Raw genomic sequence first — 16,379 nt, forward strand, 5'->3', positions numbered from 1 at the left:
ATTCCACTCAATGACTTTGACAGCACTTAATGCACTACCACCAGAACAATTGGAAGCCACGCTCAGCACCTGCTGTGGCGCTGCCGCATGGATTGAAAAAATGAAAAAAGAATTCCCCGTAAAAGACGAAGACGCACTGCTGGCTGCTGCCGCTAAACACTGGCATGCATGTACAGAACAGGACTGGCGGGAGGCCTTCAGCCATCATCCGAAGATAGGCGACCTCCATTCCCTGCAACAGAAATTTGCGGCTACAGCACAATGGGCAAGCAGGGAACAGGCAGGCACTATTGATGCATCTACCGTTATACTACAGGCCTTTGCAAAAGGCAATAAACTCTATGAAGATAAATTCGGCTACATCTTCATTGTATGCGCCACAGGCAAGTCGGCCCCGGAAATGCTGTCCATTCTTACAGAACGCTTAAAGAACAACCCTGCCGAAGAAATAAAGATCGCTATGCTGGAACAGGAAAAGATCACTGCCCTCAGGCTGAAAAAACTGTTAACTGCATGAGCCAGATCACCACACATATACTCGATACGGCCAGCGGCAAACCTGCACAGGATGTAGCGGTCAGCTTATTCCGGCAGGAGGAACAGCGCTGGACCTGCGTGGCGGAAAGCATTACCAACAAGGACGGCAGGGTCACAGACCTCCTGGCAAAAGATGTGATCATACCTGCAGGCATCTATAAGCTCAGGTTTGAAACAAAGCTCTATTTTGAGAGCCGTGGCATCGCTACCTTCTATCCCTTTATAGAGGTCGTCTTTTATATCAGCAGCAGTGAGCATTATCATGTTCCTCTCTTAGTAAACCCATTTGGTTACTCCACTTACCGTGGCACTTAAACATCCATCAGACTATGCAACTGGCAATAGCAGAAAATGAAAAAGAACAACTGCTGCAGGAACTCGGCAAAGCCAACCTGCGCTTCCAGCAGGTGTACCCCGGCGATAAACCCGACCGTCAGCCTGTTCATACTGTATATGGCGGCGCTAATCTCTTTAAGGCCGATACCTGCGTCCGGATGGGAGAAATTGCACGCAGGCACCTGTATACCTATGCGCCCAACTTCGTAGCCCTGGCCAGGGCCTTACAACTGGAAGGACATAGCCAGTTACCGCAACGGCAGGCGGATATTGCCCGCCTGGAAGAAAAACTGGAAACACTGTCTGACGAAGCCAGGAAACAGGAACCTGCATGGCTGTATTATACCGTCTATAAAAAGATAGTAAGAAAACTTACTGTGGAAGCGGTAGAAGATTTCCGTATCGACTTTGAAGACGGATTCGGCAACCGGCCCGATGAAGAAGAAGATGCCACGGCCATTGCTGCTGCAAAAGAACTGGCACAGGGCATGCAGCAGAAAACGATCTCTCCGTTCATAGGTATCCGTATAAAACCATTTACGGAAGACCTCAAACATCGCGGTGTGCGCACCCTGGACATTTTCCTCACTACACTGCTGCAACTGACAGGTGGTGTGTTGCCGCACAATTTCGTGGTCATGCTGCCCAAGGTGACCATCCCTGAACAGGCTGCCACCCTGGTGCGGTTGTTTGAGCTGCTGGAAAAAGCCCATGGCCTCACAGCCGGTGCCCTGAAAATGGAAACCATGGTAGAAGCCACACAGATCATCATGGATGACGAAGGCAGGAATCCGCTGATGCGCATCATACGGGCCAGCGAAGGCCGTTGTATTGCGGCTCACTTCGGTACCTACGACTATACCGCCTCCTGTGGCATTACGGCAAAGTATCAGACCATGGCGCACCCGGTATGCGACTTCGCCCATCATATAACCAAAGTAGCCCTGGGAGGCACCGGCATTTTCCTCTCAGACGGCGCTACCAACGTCATTCCCGTTGCGCCGCATAAAGGCGACCAGCTTACGTTTGCGCAATTGCAGGAAAACCAGGACAATGTACATCAGGCATGGCGCATCGGTTACGGGCATACTATGCATTCGCTGATCAATGGTTTTTACCAGGGTTGGGACCTCAATCCGGCGCAATTGCCCATGCGTTATGCAGCTACCTATCATTTCTTCCTGAGTAACTACGACGATGCTGTATTCCGGCTAAAAACCTTTGTGGAACGCGCCGCCATCTCCACGCTGACAAAAGACATCTTCGACGATGCGGCTACCGGCCAGGGCCTGTTGAACTTCTTCCTCAAAGCCATCAATTGCGGCGCTATCTCGGAAGAAGAAGCACTGGCCACCGGCCTCACCCTCGAAGAGATCAGGAGCCGTTCCTTTTACAGGATACTGGAAGGCAGGAGAAAGCACCGCTGAAGCCGCTGACATTGGCCCGGCAATTGTATGACGGGTTATTATGCCATCGTCTGTTGTATATAGGATGCATTACGACAAAGATACGGCCACCCTGCGGGTCATCTTCGTTTCAGGACTTGTCTACGACTATAAGAACGTCCCTGAAGAAGTGTATCTGGCCATGAAGACTTCCGGCTCCAAAGGCACGTACCTCAACAAACATATCAAAGGGCATTATGCATATGAAAAGGTCGTTGAAACAGACCGCTAGCAGTATGTTGAAACGGTATCAGCGCCCTCCCAGCCACAACAGTGCATCCAGCGTGAACTGGTCCTGTTCTTTGTTTCCAAAAGTGTGTGAAAGGTCTTTGTTGGTATGATGCTCGTAGTCAATATCATTATGCCCCATATTCATATAGATCATCCTGTATTTCTTGTTTGTCCACACTACAGGATAGTAACCGCTGTGCCAGATCTCATGCTGCTTGGGTCCCGTACCGAGGGGGAAGCTGCTTGAATCGATTGACAACAGGATGCTAATGTCCTTATTGGCTTTCAGGTCGTTCGACCAGCGATACCATTCATTGGGAGAAGCTTTGAAGGTAGTATGCAAATGTTTCAGCGCAGGATGTCCCGGCTGTTCTACCCGCAGAATAGCGGAAGTAGGCCTCCAGGTATTACTGCCATAGGAACCGGAGCCAAGGAATTCATTGTGATACCAGTCCCAGTTCTGCGGATAGTCGGATGGTGTGAGGGCAAAAGCGGAAAAGTGGAAACCCATCCAGGCGCCGCCATTTTCCATGTACTGCCTGAAAGCCTCCCGCTGTGCAGGCGTATCGGGCCTTGTATCGAGGAATAACACTACCTGGTAGCGGGCAAGGAATGCAGGATTCATATTGCTCCAGTCATTGGTGGAATCGTAGGTGAAGTGATGCGCCCTGGCCTGGGCGGCAAACCAACGGTTCGCTTCGTGCACAAAACTGATATGTGCCTGATCGTGCAGGGCCGTATAAAAGCCGATCACTTTAAAGGGCTTCCCTTTCTTTTGAGCATTTACGCTTATAAAAACCAGGCAACAAAGGACTGTCAGCAGGAACTGCCATATTCTTTTCATGAGACGTGGATTAATATAATTCCAAAATATAACATTATCTTTAGGTTCACAACATAGCCCCGCCGTCTTCAAACCTCACATTTTACCATGAAAAAGTTATTATGCCTCCTTTTCCTCCTCGGTGGCCTGCAGTATGCGCATGCCCAGGACTCGACAATTGCAAAACTGGACACTTTGCTCAGCACCTACAACCGCTTGTACAAATTCAATGGTACAGCCCTGATTACACAGCATGGTAAAATATTGCTGCATAAAGGTTACGGATTCCGTAACATCAGCGAAGGCGCCCGCAACGATACAGGCACCATTTTCCAGCTGGGCTCTGTTACAAAACAATTTACCGCCGTTCTCATACTGAAACTGGAAGAAGAAAAGCAACTCAGTGTACAGGACAAAGTATCGAAATACTTTCCTGATTTCCCCAAGGGAGACAGCATTACCATACAACATCTGCTGACACATACTTCCGGTATCTATAACTACACCAACGACAGGGCTTTTATGGAGAGCGAAGTATTCAAGCCGGCCAGCCGTGAAAAGCTGATGGCATTATTCAAGGATAAACCGCTCGACTTCTCTCCCGGCACCAAATGGAATTATTCCAATTCAGGCTATTGCCTGCTGGGATATATAGCGGAGAAGGCCGCTAATAAACCTTATGAACAACTGGTCAGGGAATATATTTTCAATCCGCTGCACATGACCCATAGCGGGTTCGATTTCAAACGCCTTGACAATAAGGACAAGTCCACCGGTTACTTCTTCATTAACCAGGACAGCAGCAAGGTGGCGCCAGGTGTAGATTCCTCAGTATCATTTGCTGCAGGCGCCATGTACAGTACCACCAGGGATCTGTATAAATGGCATCAGGCGGCCCAACAGTATAAGATCATTTCCAAAGCCGACTGGGAAAGGGCTTATACGCCTGTCAAAAACAATTATGGCTATGGTATGATCATCGACTCTACAAATGGGAAGAGAAGGATCAATCACGGTGGCGGCATTCACGGTTTTATCACTACCCTGATCAGGATCCCGGAGGATGATGTATGTATCGTGTTGCTGGACAATGCATCCGATAATACTATCGGCAGAATCGGCGAATCTGTTCAGTCTATACTCTATAACAGGCCTTATACGCTTCCTAAGGTACGGAATGCCATACAAGTGCCTGAAGTTAAGTTACAGCAATACACAGGCGAGTATGATATGAAAGGCTTTACAATTACGGTGGCTGTGAAGGATGGCATGTTGACAGGTCAACCCAGCGGACAGGGTCCTGCTACCTTATATGCAGAGAAAGAGGATTTCTTTTTCCTGAAGATCGCTGATGTACAGATCAAATTCACCCGGGGAGAAAACAATGAGGTGAACGGTATCATTCTCTATGAGAATGACAGGGAGAGAACCGGCGCAAAGATCAAATAAAATCTTCCTTGTGTCGGAATGACACGACCGGATAGCCATACGGATCTGAACAACGATTTCACAAGGAGGAAAACTCAAAAGTAAAAATAAGCACTGAGAATCGCTTAAAGGACTACCTTACCCAATCGGGTATCCGGATAAAGCCAGGGTGTATCATACTTTTGATACGCCCTGTAATTTATCCGGGTATCTATGGAGACTGATTATCGTTCAAGTGATTCTCAAAGCCTTCAATTTACTTTTTGGTCAGCCCCTATAGCCCTGAGCGTCACGTACTATAACCGAGCCAATATACACATACTGCAGCAACCCGCTTGCCGAAAGCACCAGCAGCTGTGTTGACGGGGGCATTTAGTTTAAGCCAGGTGTATGTTTTCAACAACCGCATGCTCCAAAGGACGTTTTCCGAGCGCCAGGATCACATTTTTTGCCGCGATCACCGCCATGGCATTACGCGTATCTACAGTAGCAGAGCCGATATGCGGCAGCACAGCAACATTGGGCATGTTCAGCAAAGGATTATCGGCTGCCATCGGTTCAGGATTTGTAACGTCCAGGCCAGCGCCCCAGATGGTACCGCTTTCCAATGCGGCGATCAGGTCTGCTTCATTATGCACACCTCCCCTGGCGGTATTGATAAAAATGGAAGATGGCTTCATTTTACTGAAGGCATTTTTATTGAAGAGGCCCTTCGTCTCCGGCGTCAGGGCCGTATGTACAGATACCACATCACTCTGCTCTAACAATTCATCAAAAGAAACACGTACTGCGCCAAACGCTTTTTCAGCTTCCTCATTTTTACCACGGTTATGGTAGATCACCTTCATATCGTATGCGCCTACACATCGCTTCGCCATCTCAAAACCGATCTTACCCAGGCCGACGATGCCCAATGTTCTTCCTCCCAGTTCCAGGCCGAGATTTGCAGTAGGGTCCCAGAAATTCCAGTTGCCACGTATAATTTCCTTATGCATGTGGAAGGCCTTCCTGGAAGCAGCCAGCATCAGCAGGAAAGCAGCATCTGCTGTTGCACCGCTTAATACGCCGGGTGTATTTCCTACGGCAATGCCCAATGCCCTTGCTGCTTCAGTATCAACATTATCGTAACCGACAGACATTAGCGAGACTATTTTGAGATGGCGGCAGGACTCCAGGAAATGGCGGTCTACCTTTACCGGACCGGACACCAGCACAGCGTCATATTGCTGCAACACTTTAATCAGTTCTTCTTCAGGCTGGTGGTAGTTTTCCGTCCACACAGCAATGTCAAGACCGGCATCTTTTAACAGCTTCAGGCCAGCTTCGGGAATATTCCTTGTTATATACACTTTCATATCACTATATGGTTTGTATTTACATTCCGTAACAAAATACATAAATGCCGGATTTCAGGGATACTTTCGGCTAACTTGTTCAAGTAATTTTGCACCGCATAACAAGATCGCCTTTTCCCTCGTACCATTTGAGAACACAGGTCAATGGTTAAAGCGCTTAGTTTATTTGTTTATTTTAGTTTAGTCAGGAAAGCCTTTTAAGCGCTGCTTAAGAGGCTTTGCCTTTTTAAAGGCTTCTTCCCCGGGTATAGATGACATGATGTATGTTTTTAGCCATCCTGCCAGTCCGGCGTCAATACTGGTAACAACAATTGTACTTCTTATTGTTTTGTTAAAGCTCTGAATTCTGCTCTATCTACATTGCAATAATTAGTGAATAATGATAACTTGCACAGCGTTCAATTGCCCGCCCATACAGCGTTAACAATTGATTTAAGATACTAACAATCTGTTTAAGATCATAACAATTCATTTAAGATTCATCAGTATGAGAATGTTCCTGGCAGCTATGTTTATTGTCGCAATAAGCGGGAAACAACTGTATGCACAACAGGTGAAAACCAAGAGTGTGATACTGTCACAAGATCTTATTTCAGCAACATTTACAGACGATGACATAAAACAGTACAACATCAAATATCCTATCAGGAGAGTATACGCTTATGATGACCAATCTGGCCCTAATTATCTCATTCTCTGTGAAAGCATAGATGATATAGTAAAGGACGATACACTGCACCGGAAGATACAGGCCGTCAACGTGCGGAAAGTTGATAAAACGTGGGAGCTGAATGACTTTATAAACAGTAATGACCAGAACAGTGGACAGGAAACCTCCATATGGTTCTGGACAAAGTTCTGCGAAGTAAAGGACCTGGATGGTGATGGTAATATTGATCCGCTTCTTGTTTACGGCAGCAGTGGCGATAACGGGTATGACGACGGAAGGATCAAGATCATTCTCAATTATAAGGGACAAAAGATCGCTGTCAGACATCAGAACTCAACGCTGGATGAAGGACGGCATATCCAGGTGGATGCCGCTTTTTATACACTTCCGCAACCAATACAACAACACATCAGGAAACTGATGCAGACCTTATCTGACAAGGGTTTTGCATTATATCCGCATGAATACGAAAAAGCGATGGCACAAAAGAAACTGCTGATTGATTAAACCAACTTACAACCTTTTTATGAAACTAAACTGCTATAAACCCGTTGCCCTGCTGGGCTTACTTTCCCTCCCTCTTTTCATGTCGGCACAAACGACAGCGATATCAACCAAAGAGGCTGCACCTGTAGTGAGTAAAGAAGCTACACACGAGATCCTTGAAAAGATCAGCAAAGGACTGGATGAAAGCTATCCCTTCCCCGATATATCAAAGAAATATATCGCTGCGCTGAAGAGCCAGGAAACAAAGAAGGCATACGAGAATCTCACTGCTGAACAACTGGCAAAAAAGATCACGAAAGACCTGCGTGATGTGCATAAAGATGTACATCTGACCATCTTCTTCAGTAAAGATTATTTTGAGCAACTGACCAGGACATATACCAATACCAGCACACCGGAAGACGAGCAGAAGGAACTGGAAAGGAAAAGAAAGAACAACTACGGCTTTGATGCGGTAGAACTGGACAAGAAAACATCTACTGCCTATATCAAAATATCCGGTGGTTTCCACGGAGACCAGGAAGCATTTGAAATGGCTGCCAATGCGATGAACATGGCTGCCTATTCAAAGAATATCATTATTGACATCAGGGACAACGGTGGTGGTACCGGTATGATGGGCCGCTTCCTGGCAGGTTATTTCTTTAACCCCGGTGATGAACGTTATTACCTGCATGGCTATCACAAAGACAGGACAAAAGATATCCAGGAATGGACATATCCTTTTGTACCTGGCAAAAGAATGGCAGACAGCAAGCTTTATATACTCGTAAATAAACGTACTGCATCCGCTACTGAAGGCTTCGCCTTTGCCATGCAGAAAATGCATCGTGCTACCGTTGTTGGCGATACCACCGCCGGCGCAGGTATTGCTGGCTCTATGATACCATTGAAAGAAAACCTGGTAGTATTCCTGCCGGTGAAAATGGTAGCAGCACCCGATTCTGACCAGGGATGGGAAGGCATCGGCGTACTACCCGACGTAGCTGTAAAAGGTGAAGATGCAAGAACTGAAGCAGAACGCATCATCAAAAAAGAGCAGGAAGAAGTGGCCACAAAAACTAAATAGGTAATTATAAATATCAGGCCGGTAAGAGGCTGTATTGTTCATAAAAATGCCCGCGAAAAGATAAATCTTTCGCGGGCATTTTTTGTGTATGATATCGCTGCTGTTGTATTCAGCCGGCAGCTAAAGACAGGTTTCGTTCTAAGTGATTATCTACGCCGTTTTTCTGCTGGTACTACTCTCCTGCTATATCATGGATGCTGTGAATAAGCAACAATAGATGCCTTTGCAAGCAGGTTTAAATTAAGGAACACGCCTACATATGCAGCAGGTGCATTTTTATCCAGCTCCAGTTTTGTTTTCAATGCATATACGGTAATGAGATACTGGTGAGGCAATCCGGGAAGTGGTGCTGGTCCGATATAACCGGGGGCTCCTGCGTCGTTGATACCATTCACAGCGCCGGCAGGTAAAAGATGGTGGTTCAGATCTCCGGCGCCTGCTTTCAGCTCTTTTACATCTGCGGGAATATTGTATACCACCCAGTGCCAGAATCCACTGCCAGTGGGCGCATCCACATCATACATAACAACAGCGAAGCTTTGGGTACCGGCAGGTGCATTCTCCCATGACAATTGCGGAGAGACATTCTTCCCATGATACCCCATCTGATTCCATAACTGGTCATTCACAAATTGTCCGCCAAGATCATTGCTTTTCAGCGTGAAGGTCTGCGCCATTGCAGCAGAACAGCCGAGTATGATCACTGCGATCAGTGTGCTTATTCTTTTCATAGTGCCTTGTTTTTAGTGATACAAAGCTACTATGCAGCTATGCGCAGCTATTAGGGCTAATCGGTCAAAACCTAAGGCTGAACAGTCAATTTCTGTTGCTGGTATTCGCTGGGTGTAAGACCATAGATCTGTTTGAAGGACTGCGTAAAACTGGAATGATTCTCATATCCTATTTTATGATAGACCTCACTGGGCTTTTCACCCCTTGCCAGCAGCATCGTGGCGGCCATTTCCATCCGCTTCTGCAGAAACCATTTTGCAGGGGTCATGCCATATACTTTATTGAACTTCCTTTTATAAGTAGACAGGCTCATATTGCAGAGAAAGGCCAGCTCCTCCACCGTCACATTATTATATAGATTTGTTTCGGCCGACTTCCTGATAACCATATCCTCTTCCGATTCATGTACCGCGGCCCGCAGGCTCAGTAGCTGCTGCGGATAATGTTCCGCAATGTACAGGAGCAACTCCTCAAATTTCAGCCGCTTCATATCCATGGATAAGGGTTTTCCTCCTTCCAGTATCAGCCATAAAGAGTCAATAAAATTCCTCAGGAATCCATCTTTGTTAAAAACAATAAAAGGTTCGCCTGCGCTGCTACTTTCGGTTCTGTCCGGACAAACATGCGGATATTTCAGAAAGAAGCCGGTTAACACGTTCTGCTCGAAAGAGAGCATGACACTTTTATATAGCCCGCCATCCGATATCTGCTTTTCACTCATAATGCAATTGCCGGCCGATAAGAGCAGGAATTGCGAATTATCTATTACGGCATGTTTCTCGGCATAATACACCCGCTTCTCCCCTTCCATCAGGAAACTGAACAGGTTGTGGCCCAGCATGATCTTACTTCTCGACCGGGTTTCGCCGGTTTGAAAAGACAATATATGGATATCGTCCTGCCTGTCATTATCAGCCAGCAGGAAATAAGGAAATGAATAGCTATCTGGAATTGCCATAAAGCAAAGTTACACAAATACCGGATCAGGGGTATCCTCCCTTACCTGTACTGGTAGAAAATGCCCTTATCGAAGGGCGTCCACAGACAGGCTTTTTGTCCGCAGTGTTTCAGACCGCTGTTTGCCCAGGTATTGCAGGTATGGAACAGGCTATAGCTTCCTTTTGCCTCGTAGAAGGCATCCGTTTTGCCGTAATTGGCATTGGTGACGATATGGATAATATTACCATTGGCATCCCTGTCAAAACTCTCCCGTATATAACTGATCAGCCTTGCATATTGGGCACTGTCAACATTCAGCCTGATACAATCCTTACTTTCCCTGATACCACGATAATAAGTGGCATGGATAGCGGATGTACTTAAACCTGTTGCCGCCTTAAAAGCAGTGCTGAACTTCAGATCTGCCCAGGTGGGCGTTTCCAGGTAAAAGCCTTTGTCGCCCCAGCCAAAAGCGATCCATTGCGCGCTGGTATCCTTACCACTTGTATTCTCAAAAAGCACCTCCTTACTCCAGTCTATCTGCTGATTGCGTACTGGCATGACGAGGTCTGTATGCACCCCGTTGGTCAGAATATAAAGGGGAATGTCTGCGCGGGCAGTGTCTTCTTTTGCCACAGCGATACGGGATAATAAATAAGCGGCAGAGAGGTAGAGGGCCACCAATAATACGGGGGTTAAAATTGTCCACCCAATGATCTTAAACGTCTTCTTCAAGTTGCTGGTATTTAACGGGATGATTGTTCTTATAAGAAATATTGATCTGATATTGTTGTTACCGGGCGTTATACATTTCCGTGTTATGACCAGGTGTCGTGCGTTTCCCCCGGGTTGAAAACCCGGGGCTACAAACACGCGACTCCTACGGAGTCATTTCAGCGACCTTCGCCGTTGCTTGTTCGTCCCTTTGCCGTCACTTGTTCGTCGCTTGTTCGTTGCTTGTTCGTCGCTCCGTCGTCCCTGTTTGTTCTCCCGGCGCCGTTATTTAAGAAATTGTGAACCCTTTGTTTCACAGGCACAAAGATATATATTACAGGATATTAAATATAAAATCCATGGACACCTACGAAGAACACTTCGAAAACTCCTGTAAGTTAAGGAATGAATACTGGGAAGCAATCGGAGCACTGGACCCTGACGTTATTGCACATCTGATCAATCCAGCCTTTATGGGCGGCCCGGCCTGGCCTTCCCTCAGGCAGGCCTTTGTCACCGTCCGGCTGCCGGAACATACCATCATTGCCAGCGACGGATTGAGTGATCCTTACGACGATATGGAAAGCAATACCACCAATGCGGCTTACAACGGTTTCGGCATGGAGGTATATGTAGTGGCGGAAGAGATCACCGGCCGGGTAAACACCACCTGGGAATTCCAGCTGGCTTACCAGGCAGCACAACTGGTAGCGAATCATGGAAGCGTGGTAAGCCTGCTGGATGAGATGACCTATATCACGACTGAATTTTACAATGTGGATGTTCCTAAGGAATTTGTCAACGCTGAAGGAAGAGTGGGCGCCATACTGGGACTTCCTGATAAAAAGCTACCCGCTACGGTGCAGCTTACACTTGAACCGGTAAAAATGGTAAACGTAAAGCTACTGACGCTGGCCGAGCTGGATTATGTGATCGCACATGGAGAGGAAGGCCGTACAAAACTGGCCGAGATGTTGATCCAACAGGGAAATGCGACGCTGTCAAGTTTAAAAAGGCCATCAGTGGTTTAAGCTAATGTAAATCGTATGGATTGCTTTATACCGCGATTGACACCTGCCGCCCGTTTTGATACATTCCGGGGGAATATCCTACATCGGGTTCCCATCCCCCGGGTTGCACCCGGGGCTACAAACACATCGCTCCTACGGAGCGGTTACACATTGTAGCATTCACACCGACTGCGAATATTTCTCCAGCGTATCCCTTTCCTTCACAAACACATCGCTCCTACGGAGCAGCTATACATTGTAGCACTCACACCGACTGTGAGTACCTCTCCAGCGTATCCCGTTCCTTCACAACACATCGCTCCTACGGAGCGGCTATACAATTGTAGCATTTACACCGACTGTGAGTACCTCTCCAGCGTATCCCGTTCCTTCTTTGTCAGGCTTTTTATGCCCTTCTTATGGATCTTTTCCAGGAGGAAATCTATCTCCTGTTGTCTATCCATGCGGCCGAGGTTATACCGGTCGTCAATATCGTAGTCGCCGACATGGGTTTTGAAATACTGGTTATCAACCAGCAGCATATGGGGGCGGGTGATGATCAGGTATACGGCCAGCGCCCCAGGGAAAAGAATGGACAGTATGGTGGGATAATTTTCCGCAATTGCTTCGGGCACCATACAAACAGCTACCAGCATGCCTATCAGGGCGCCGCCAAGATGTGCTTCATGCCCGATATTATCCTTCTTTGACCTGATGCCATAGATGGAATAAAGCACATACAGCAGCCCATAGATCCACGCGGGAATAGAGAAGGGCAGGCCGAAGAATCCTATTCTCATGCCCGGAAATAAAGCGACAGATGCAAAGATGATCCCGCAGACAGCGCCGGACGCCCCTACGGCACTATAGTCGCCATGATGCCGGTGTATCAGTAACGACAACAGGTTCCCTCCTACCAGGCTGGCAAAATAAAGCGTCAGGAAACTGGATGGCCCCATCCGCAATTCCAGGCTGGTACTGAAAGCATAAAGCGCAAACATGTTGAAAAACAGGTGCATCCAGCTCACATGCAGGAACCCCGACGTAACAAGGCGCTTGTAATCCTTGTATACGAGAATATTGTCCACTTCAAACGAATATCTGTCAAAAAAGGAATGATCTTTCAATCCTCTGTAAGACACAATAATGTTTACAACAATCAGTGCCAGGTTAATGAGACCAATGTATGCCATTCAATGTGGGTTTTAGAAAAACTATAGGGAACGGTCAGCCGGATATCTTGCTCACTGCAATATTGTTATTACTGCAAATATATCCAAATCTGCCGCCACGAATTCGCGCTTTACGGAATTTTATTTAATATTAGCAAAAATCGCACCCATGATATCCAAACCTCAACCTGGCGAATTTCTGCCCTACCAGGGAGTATACATCGACTGTGTAGGTAACGCCGAAGTTCCCGCTATCCTCCAGGAACTGAGAGACAGCACGTACGCTTTTTTCACTTCCATCCCTGAAGAAAAGGCAAGCTATGCCTATGCTCCCGGTAAATGGACCATTAAAGAAACACTGGGACACATGATCGATACGGAAAGAGTATTCGCCTACCGGCTCTTATGTTTTGCCCGGGGAGAGCAACAGGGCTTACCAGGCTTTGAACAGGACGATTACGTCCTGAATTCATATGCCAACGACCGCACCTTGCAGGACCTGGCAGATGAATTCAGGATCGTACGTGATTCGTCTGTTTACCTGTTACGTCATCTGAAGAAAGACCAGGAAGCCATTATCGGGAAGGCCAACAACAACCCTATTTCAGTACGGGCATTGGCCTATATGATCCCTGGTCATGAATTACATCACTTAAGGATATTGAAAGAACGTTACTTACCTGGACTTGGTATCCAGGCCTAACCACTCATTCACCGTATTGGCGGCAGTTTCCAATACGATCTTATAAAAGCCGGATGGCAGTTTTGTTACATCCAGCAGCGCATGACGGTCCTGTACGGGTACTTCTGCCAGCAGTTGATACTCGTCAGTACCGCCTGTCTTGAAAAGATTGCTTGTCGTTACCCAGATCTTCACCTTACCTGTGTCCTGCAACGCCGTCCACTTAACATCAATATGCCCTTGTATAAAGTTGGCTGAAGTATTGGCGATGGCCACCTTCCCGATCATCGGGATACCATCTACTTCCCTGGCTGTATGCTGTGGAATATCCATATTCAGGTAACGCGCAATGGTTGGCATAATATCCACAATAGCCGGTTCATAATAACGGGCATAGTCATTGGCAGGCTTGTAGCTGGTCACCATCCAGGTGCTTCGCTGGCGGGGCGACTGTCCGCCATGATTGCGGCCGGACTTTTCATCACGCCCATGATCTGTGGTGATCACCAGCATCCAGTCTTCCGCAAAATGCTGCTGCCTGTAAGTAATTGCCTCCCACAGGCGTCCCATCTGTTTGTCCATCATTTCCACGGCATTGTAGAACTCAGGACTGTCGCCATATCCGTGCCCCATATCGTCAGTATACTCCAGGTATACCCAGGTCAGGGAAGGCGCATCTTTCTTTATGCCGGCGCTTGCTTCGTCGATCACTTTCTCGTCGATGCGATGCATGAAATCTCTTTTCTTATCATGCGGAAAGTTGACAGTATCCAGCTCATAACCATCCGCATGCAGGTCGATCTTTACATTGCCAGCCTCCGGCAATCCGTCGCCCGCCAGTTTGGTACGGTTATCCAGCCAGCTGGAATAGATAGCCGTTTTCTTTTGCGGATACTGTGTCTTAAACAGCCGGAAAAGGTTATAATAATGGTAGTTAGGCGCTTTGATGTCGTTGTCGGGCACATTGTGCTTGTTCACCCATACCCCTGTGAGCAGGCTGTTATAGCCCACCGCTGAAATGGTAGGCGTCTCATTATAAGTACCCTTGCCTCCTCCTACATGCATGCGGGTATACCTGCCCACTGCAGCAATACGGTCAATATTGGGCGTGTTCAGTTTTTCCAGCACATCTGCAGGAATACCATCCGCAATAACAAATACTACTTTCTTCTCCCGCTTTTGCTGGGCCTGAAGGCCTCCTGCCAGCAAGAGGCTGAGGCAGGAGACCAGGTATATTTTCTTCATCATGAACATAAAAATATAAAATACGATTTATTCTGCTTTCAACAGCCACATTACCCCATTGATATTATCATCTCCTGCAAACTGCCTGTTGATAGCCGCTTCCACATTTACCTGGTTGGTCTGCGATTCGGTTACAGGGTACATCCAGCGTTTCGGCACTTTCTTGTTGTTCAGCACACCGGCGCCTGATACGTCAAATACCGGCAGGCCGGTACGGCGCTGCTCGTAGAAGAAATGCCAGTCGCTGTTCATAAAGGAAGCAATATATTTCTGTGTCATGATCGCTGCCAGCTGTCCGGTAGCCGGGAATGGATTCAATGCCAGGTAAGCGTCAATCGAGGCCTGATCTATACCATAGAACAGCATAGAGGCCTGAACGCCTTTCCTGTAATAAGCAGCCGCATCGCCGTTGATCCAGCCACGCAATACCGCTTCTGCCAGGATGAACTGCAGTTCTGCATAACCGATGGCAATACTGGGCTCATTCACAGGGTTGTTGAAGTAACGGGATTTGATCTTGGAAACCTCACCAGCCAGTACCTTGTTACTGTTATCATTTACCGGATCGCTGCCCCTGGCGCCACCATAAGCGCTAAAGTCATTGTCAGGCAATGAAGCATACTTAGGCGCTTTCTCTGCAAAACGGAACAGGCGTGGGTCTTTCAAACCTTTCAGCAGGTCCACAAAAGTAGCATCCAGGTAATAAGCCGTTTGCAGGTCATTATCATTGTATGTCGGATAACGGGTGCCCAATACGTCATAGAATACCAGCTGACCGTTGTCGGCATTACCTGTCATCAGCGGATAGGTATTGGGATCGTTTACGATCTCGGCGAAGCGTCCCTTCACATTCAAAGTTGTATTGTTCTCCTTAAGTGATAAACTCATCAAAATGCGGAGCGACAAGGTATTGATCAGCCTTTTCCACTGCTGCATAGAACCATTGTAGAGAATATCTCCCTGTACTTCTGTAGTTGTACCGGAGATCAATGCATTCGCTGCTTTCAGATCATTCAGCACAGAGATATAGATATCCTCCTGTTTGTCATACACTGGTGCAATCGTATCCTGTTCTCCTTTTAATGCCGCGGAATAAGGAATGTCACCAAATGTATTCGTCAGCTGCATGAAGTAATAGGCCCTGAAGAATTTTACCAGGGGAATATATTCCGGCTTCTGCATCCTGTTAGCTTCCTGCTCCATTTTTGCTACCTGGCGCAGTTCCTTATAGGTATCAAAACCAGCTCTTGTCCAGCCATAATATTGCTCGTTGGACACACTGTTCACAAATACCATCTGCCGGGTAGCCAGTGTAGCGCCAAGGGTGGTAGACTGAAATGCTTTCTGGATCACTGTTGACAACAGCAAATCCGGGGTAGCATTTGTTGGCTTATTGGGATCTGTCTGAAAATCGTCGAACTTCTTACAGCCTGCTGCAATGATCAGCAGCAGTACCGCTATGCTATATATTTTTCTCATGGTAG

General features: G+C 47.2%; 17 protein-coding genes. 9 read left to right on the forward strand and 8 right to left on the reverse strand.

Features of this window, described 5'->3' with window-relative positions; all coding sequences use genetic code 11:
* The first annotated feature begins 10 nt into the window (after positions 1–10).
* Genes uraD through MYF79_RS29580 form a run of 4 tightly spaced genes read left to right on the forward strand, consistent with a single transcriptional unit; the run spans position 11 to position 2,550 of the window.
* Complete coding sequence (gene uraD / locus MYF79_RS29565; protein WP_247811453.1) at positions 11–517, forward strand: 2-oxo-4-hydroxy-4-carboxy-5-ureidoimidazoline decarboxylase; 507 nt, start codon at positions 11–13, stop codon at positions 515–517.
* A complete protein-coding gene (gene uraH / locus MYF79_RS29570) occupies positions 514–852 on the forward strand; it encodes a hydroxyisourate hydrolase (RefSeq protein WP_247811454.1) in 339 nt (112 codons plus the stop codon). The genes uraD and uraH overlap by 4 nt, the downstream gene beginning before the upstream one ends.
* A 14-nt stretch (positions 853–866) precedes the next feature.
* On the forward strand, positions 867–2,300 hold the full coding sequence (locus MYF79_RS29575; RefSeq protein ID WP_247811455.1) for a DUF6986 family protein: 1,434 nt from the start codon (positions 867–869) through the stop codon (positions 2,298–2,300).
* A gap of 40 nt (positions 2,301–2,340) precedes the next feature.
* The gene (locus MYF79_RS29580) at positions 2,341–2,550 is read left to right on the forward strand and encodes a KTSC domain-containing protein (protein WP_247811456.1); all 210 of its coding nucleotides are present in this window, start codon (positions 2,341–2,343) and stop codon (positions 2,548–2,550) included.
* A gap of 18 nt (positions 2,551–2,568) precedes the next feature.
* On the opposite strand, the gene MYF79_RS29585 is transcribed toward MYF79_RS29580, so the two are convergent.
* Positions 2,569–3,393: a ThuA domain-containing protein gene (locus MYF79_RS29585; protein WP_247811457.1), complete on the reverse strand. Its 825-nt coding sequence runs from the start codon at positions 3,391–3,393 to the stop codon at positions 2,569–2,571.
* An 87-nt stretch (positions 3,394–3,480) separates the two neighbouring features.
* On the opposite strand from MYF79_RS29585, the gene MYF79_RS29590 reads away from it, so the two are divergent.
* Positions 3,481–4,821: a serine hydrolase gene (locus MYF79_RS29590; RefSeq protein WP_247811458.1), complete on the forward strand. Its 1,341-nt coding sequence runs from the start codon at positions 3,481–3,483 to the stop codon at positions 4,819–4,821.
* Positions 4,822–5,177: 356 nt separating this feature from the next.
* Here MYF79_RS29590 and MYF79_RS29595 read toward each other — a convergent pair whose 3' ends face one another.
* Positions 5,178–6,155 carry a 2-hydroxyacid dehydrogenase gene (locus MYF79_RS29595; RefSeq protein WP_247811459.1) on the reverse strand — a complete coding sequence of 326 codons (978 nt, stop codon included), beginning with the start codon at positions 6,153–6,155 and terminating at the stop codon, positions 5,178–5,180.
* 487 nt (positions 6,156–6,642) lie between these two features.
* Between MYF79_RS29595 and MYF79_RS29600 the strand changes: the two genes are divergently transcribed.
* On the forward strand, positions 6,643–7,332 hold the full coding sequence (locus MYF79_RS29600; protein WP_247811460.1) for a M949_RS01915 family surface polysaccharide biosynthesis protein: 690 nt from the start codon (positions 6,643–6,645) through the stop codon (positions 7,330–7,332).
* 19 nt (positions 7,333–7,351) lie between these two features.
* Positions 7,352–8,401, forward strand: a complete 1,050-nt coding sequence (locus tag MYF79_RS29605) for a S41 family peptidase (RefSeq protein WP_247811461.1) — start codon at positions 7,352–7,354, stop codon at positions 8,399–8,401.
* A gap of 188 nt (positions 8,402–8,589) precedes the next feature.
* On the opposite strand, the gene MYF79_RS29610 is transcribed toward MYF79_RS29605, so the two are convergent.
* From MYF79_RS29610 to MYF79_RS29620, 3 genes are all read right to left on the reverse strand, one after another.
* On the reverse strand, positions 8,590–9,132 hold the full coding sequence (locus MYF79_RS29610) for a YbhB/YbcL family Raf kinase inhibitor-like protein (RefSeq protein WP_247811462.1): 543 nt from the start codon (positions 9,130–9,132) through the stop codon (positions 8,590–8,592).
* A gap of 71 nt (positions 9,133–9,203) precedes the next feature.
* Positions 9,204–10,091, reverse strand: coding sequence for a helix-turn-helix domain-containing protein (locus tag MYF79_RS29615; protein WP_247811463.1), 888 nt, complete (start codon positions 10,089–10,091; stop codon positions 9,204–9,206).
* A 41-nt stretch (positions 10,092–10,132) separates the two neighbouring features.
* Positions 10,133–10,807 carry a TIGR02117 family protein gene (locus MYF79_RS29620; RefSeq protein ID WP_247811464.1) on the reverse strand — a complete coding sequence of 225 codons (675 nt, stop codon included), beginning with the start codon at positions 10,805–10,807 and terminating at the stop codon, positions 10,133–10,135.
* A gap of 338 nt (positions 10,808–11,145) precedes the next feature.
* Between MYF79_RS29620 and MYF79_RS29625 the strand changes: the two genes are divergently transcribed.
* Positions 11,146–11,817 carry a suppressor of fused domain protein gene (locus MYF79_RS29625; RefSeq protein WP_247811465.1) on the forward strand — a complete coding sequence of 224 codons (672 nt, stop codon included), beginning with the start codon at positions 11,146–11,148 and terminating at the stop codon, positions 11,815–11,817.
* A gap of 329 nt (positions 11,818–12,146) precedes the next feature.
* Here the strand turns inward: MYF79_RS29625 and MYF79_RS29630 are convergent, their stop codons facing one another.
* Complete coding sequence (locus MYF79_RS29630) at positions 12,147–12,989, reverse strand: rhomboid family intramembrane serine protease (RefSeq protein ID WP_247811466.1); 843 nt, start codon at positions 12,987–12,989, stop codon at positions 12,147–12,149.
* Positions 12,990–13,137: 148 nt separating this feature from the next.
* Here MYF79_RS29630 and MYF79_RS29635 point away from each other — a divergent pair, with 148 nt between their 5' ends.
* Positions 13,138–13,671: a DinB family protein gene (locus tag MYF79_RS29635; RefSeq protein WP_247811467.1), complete on the forward strand. Its 534-nt coding sequence runs from the start codon at positions 13,138–13,140 to the stop codon at positions 13,669–13,671.
* Here the strand turns inward: MYF79_RS29635 and MYF79_RS29640 are convergent.
* Both MYF79_RS29640 and MYF79_RS29645 read right to left on the reverse strand, forming a co-directional pair.
* Positions 13,645–14,898, reverse strand: coding sequence for an alkaline phosphatase family protein (locus MYF79_RS29640; RefSeq protein ID WP_247811468.1), 1,254 nt, complete (start codon positions 14,896–14,898; stop codon positions 13,645–13,647). The two genes, MYF79_RS29635 and MYF79_RS29640, sit on opposite strands and share 27 nt — an antisense overlap.
* A 24-nt stretch (positions 14,899–14,922) precedes the next feature.
* Positions 14,923–16,374 carry a SusD/RagB family nutrient-binding outer membrane lipoprotein gene (locus tag MYF79_RS29645; protein WP_247811469.1) on the reverse strand — a complete coding sequence of 484 codons (1,452 nt, stop codon included), beginning with the start codon at positions 16,372–16,374 and terminating at the stop codon, positions 14,923–14,925.
* Between the last annotated feature and the right edge of the window lie 5 nt (positions 16,375–16,379).

The sequence above is a fragment of the Chitinophaga filiformis genome (assembly GCF_023100805.1).
In the GTDB taxonomy this organism is placed as follows: Bacteria; Bacteroidota; Bacteroidia; order Chitinophagales; family Chitinophagaceae; genus Chitinophaga; species Chitinophaga filiformis_B.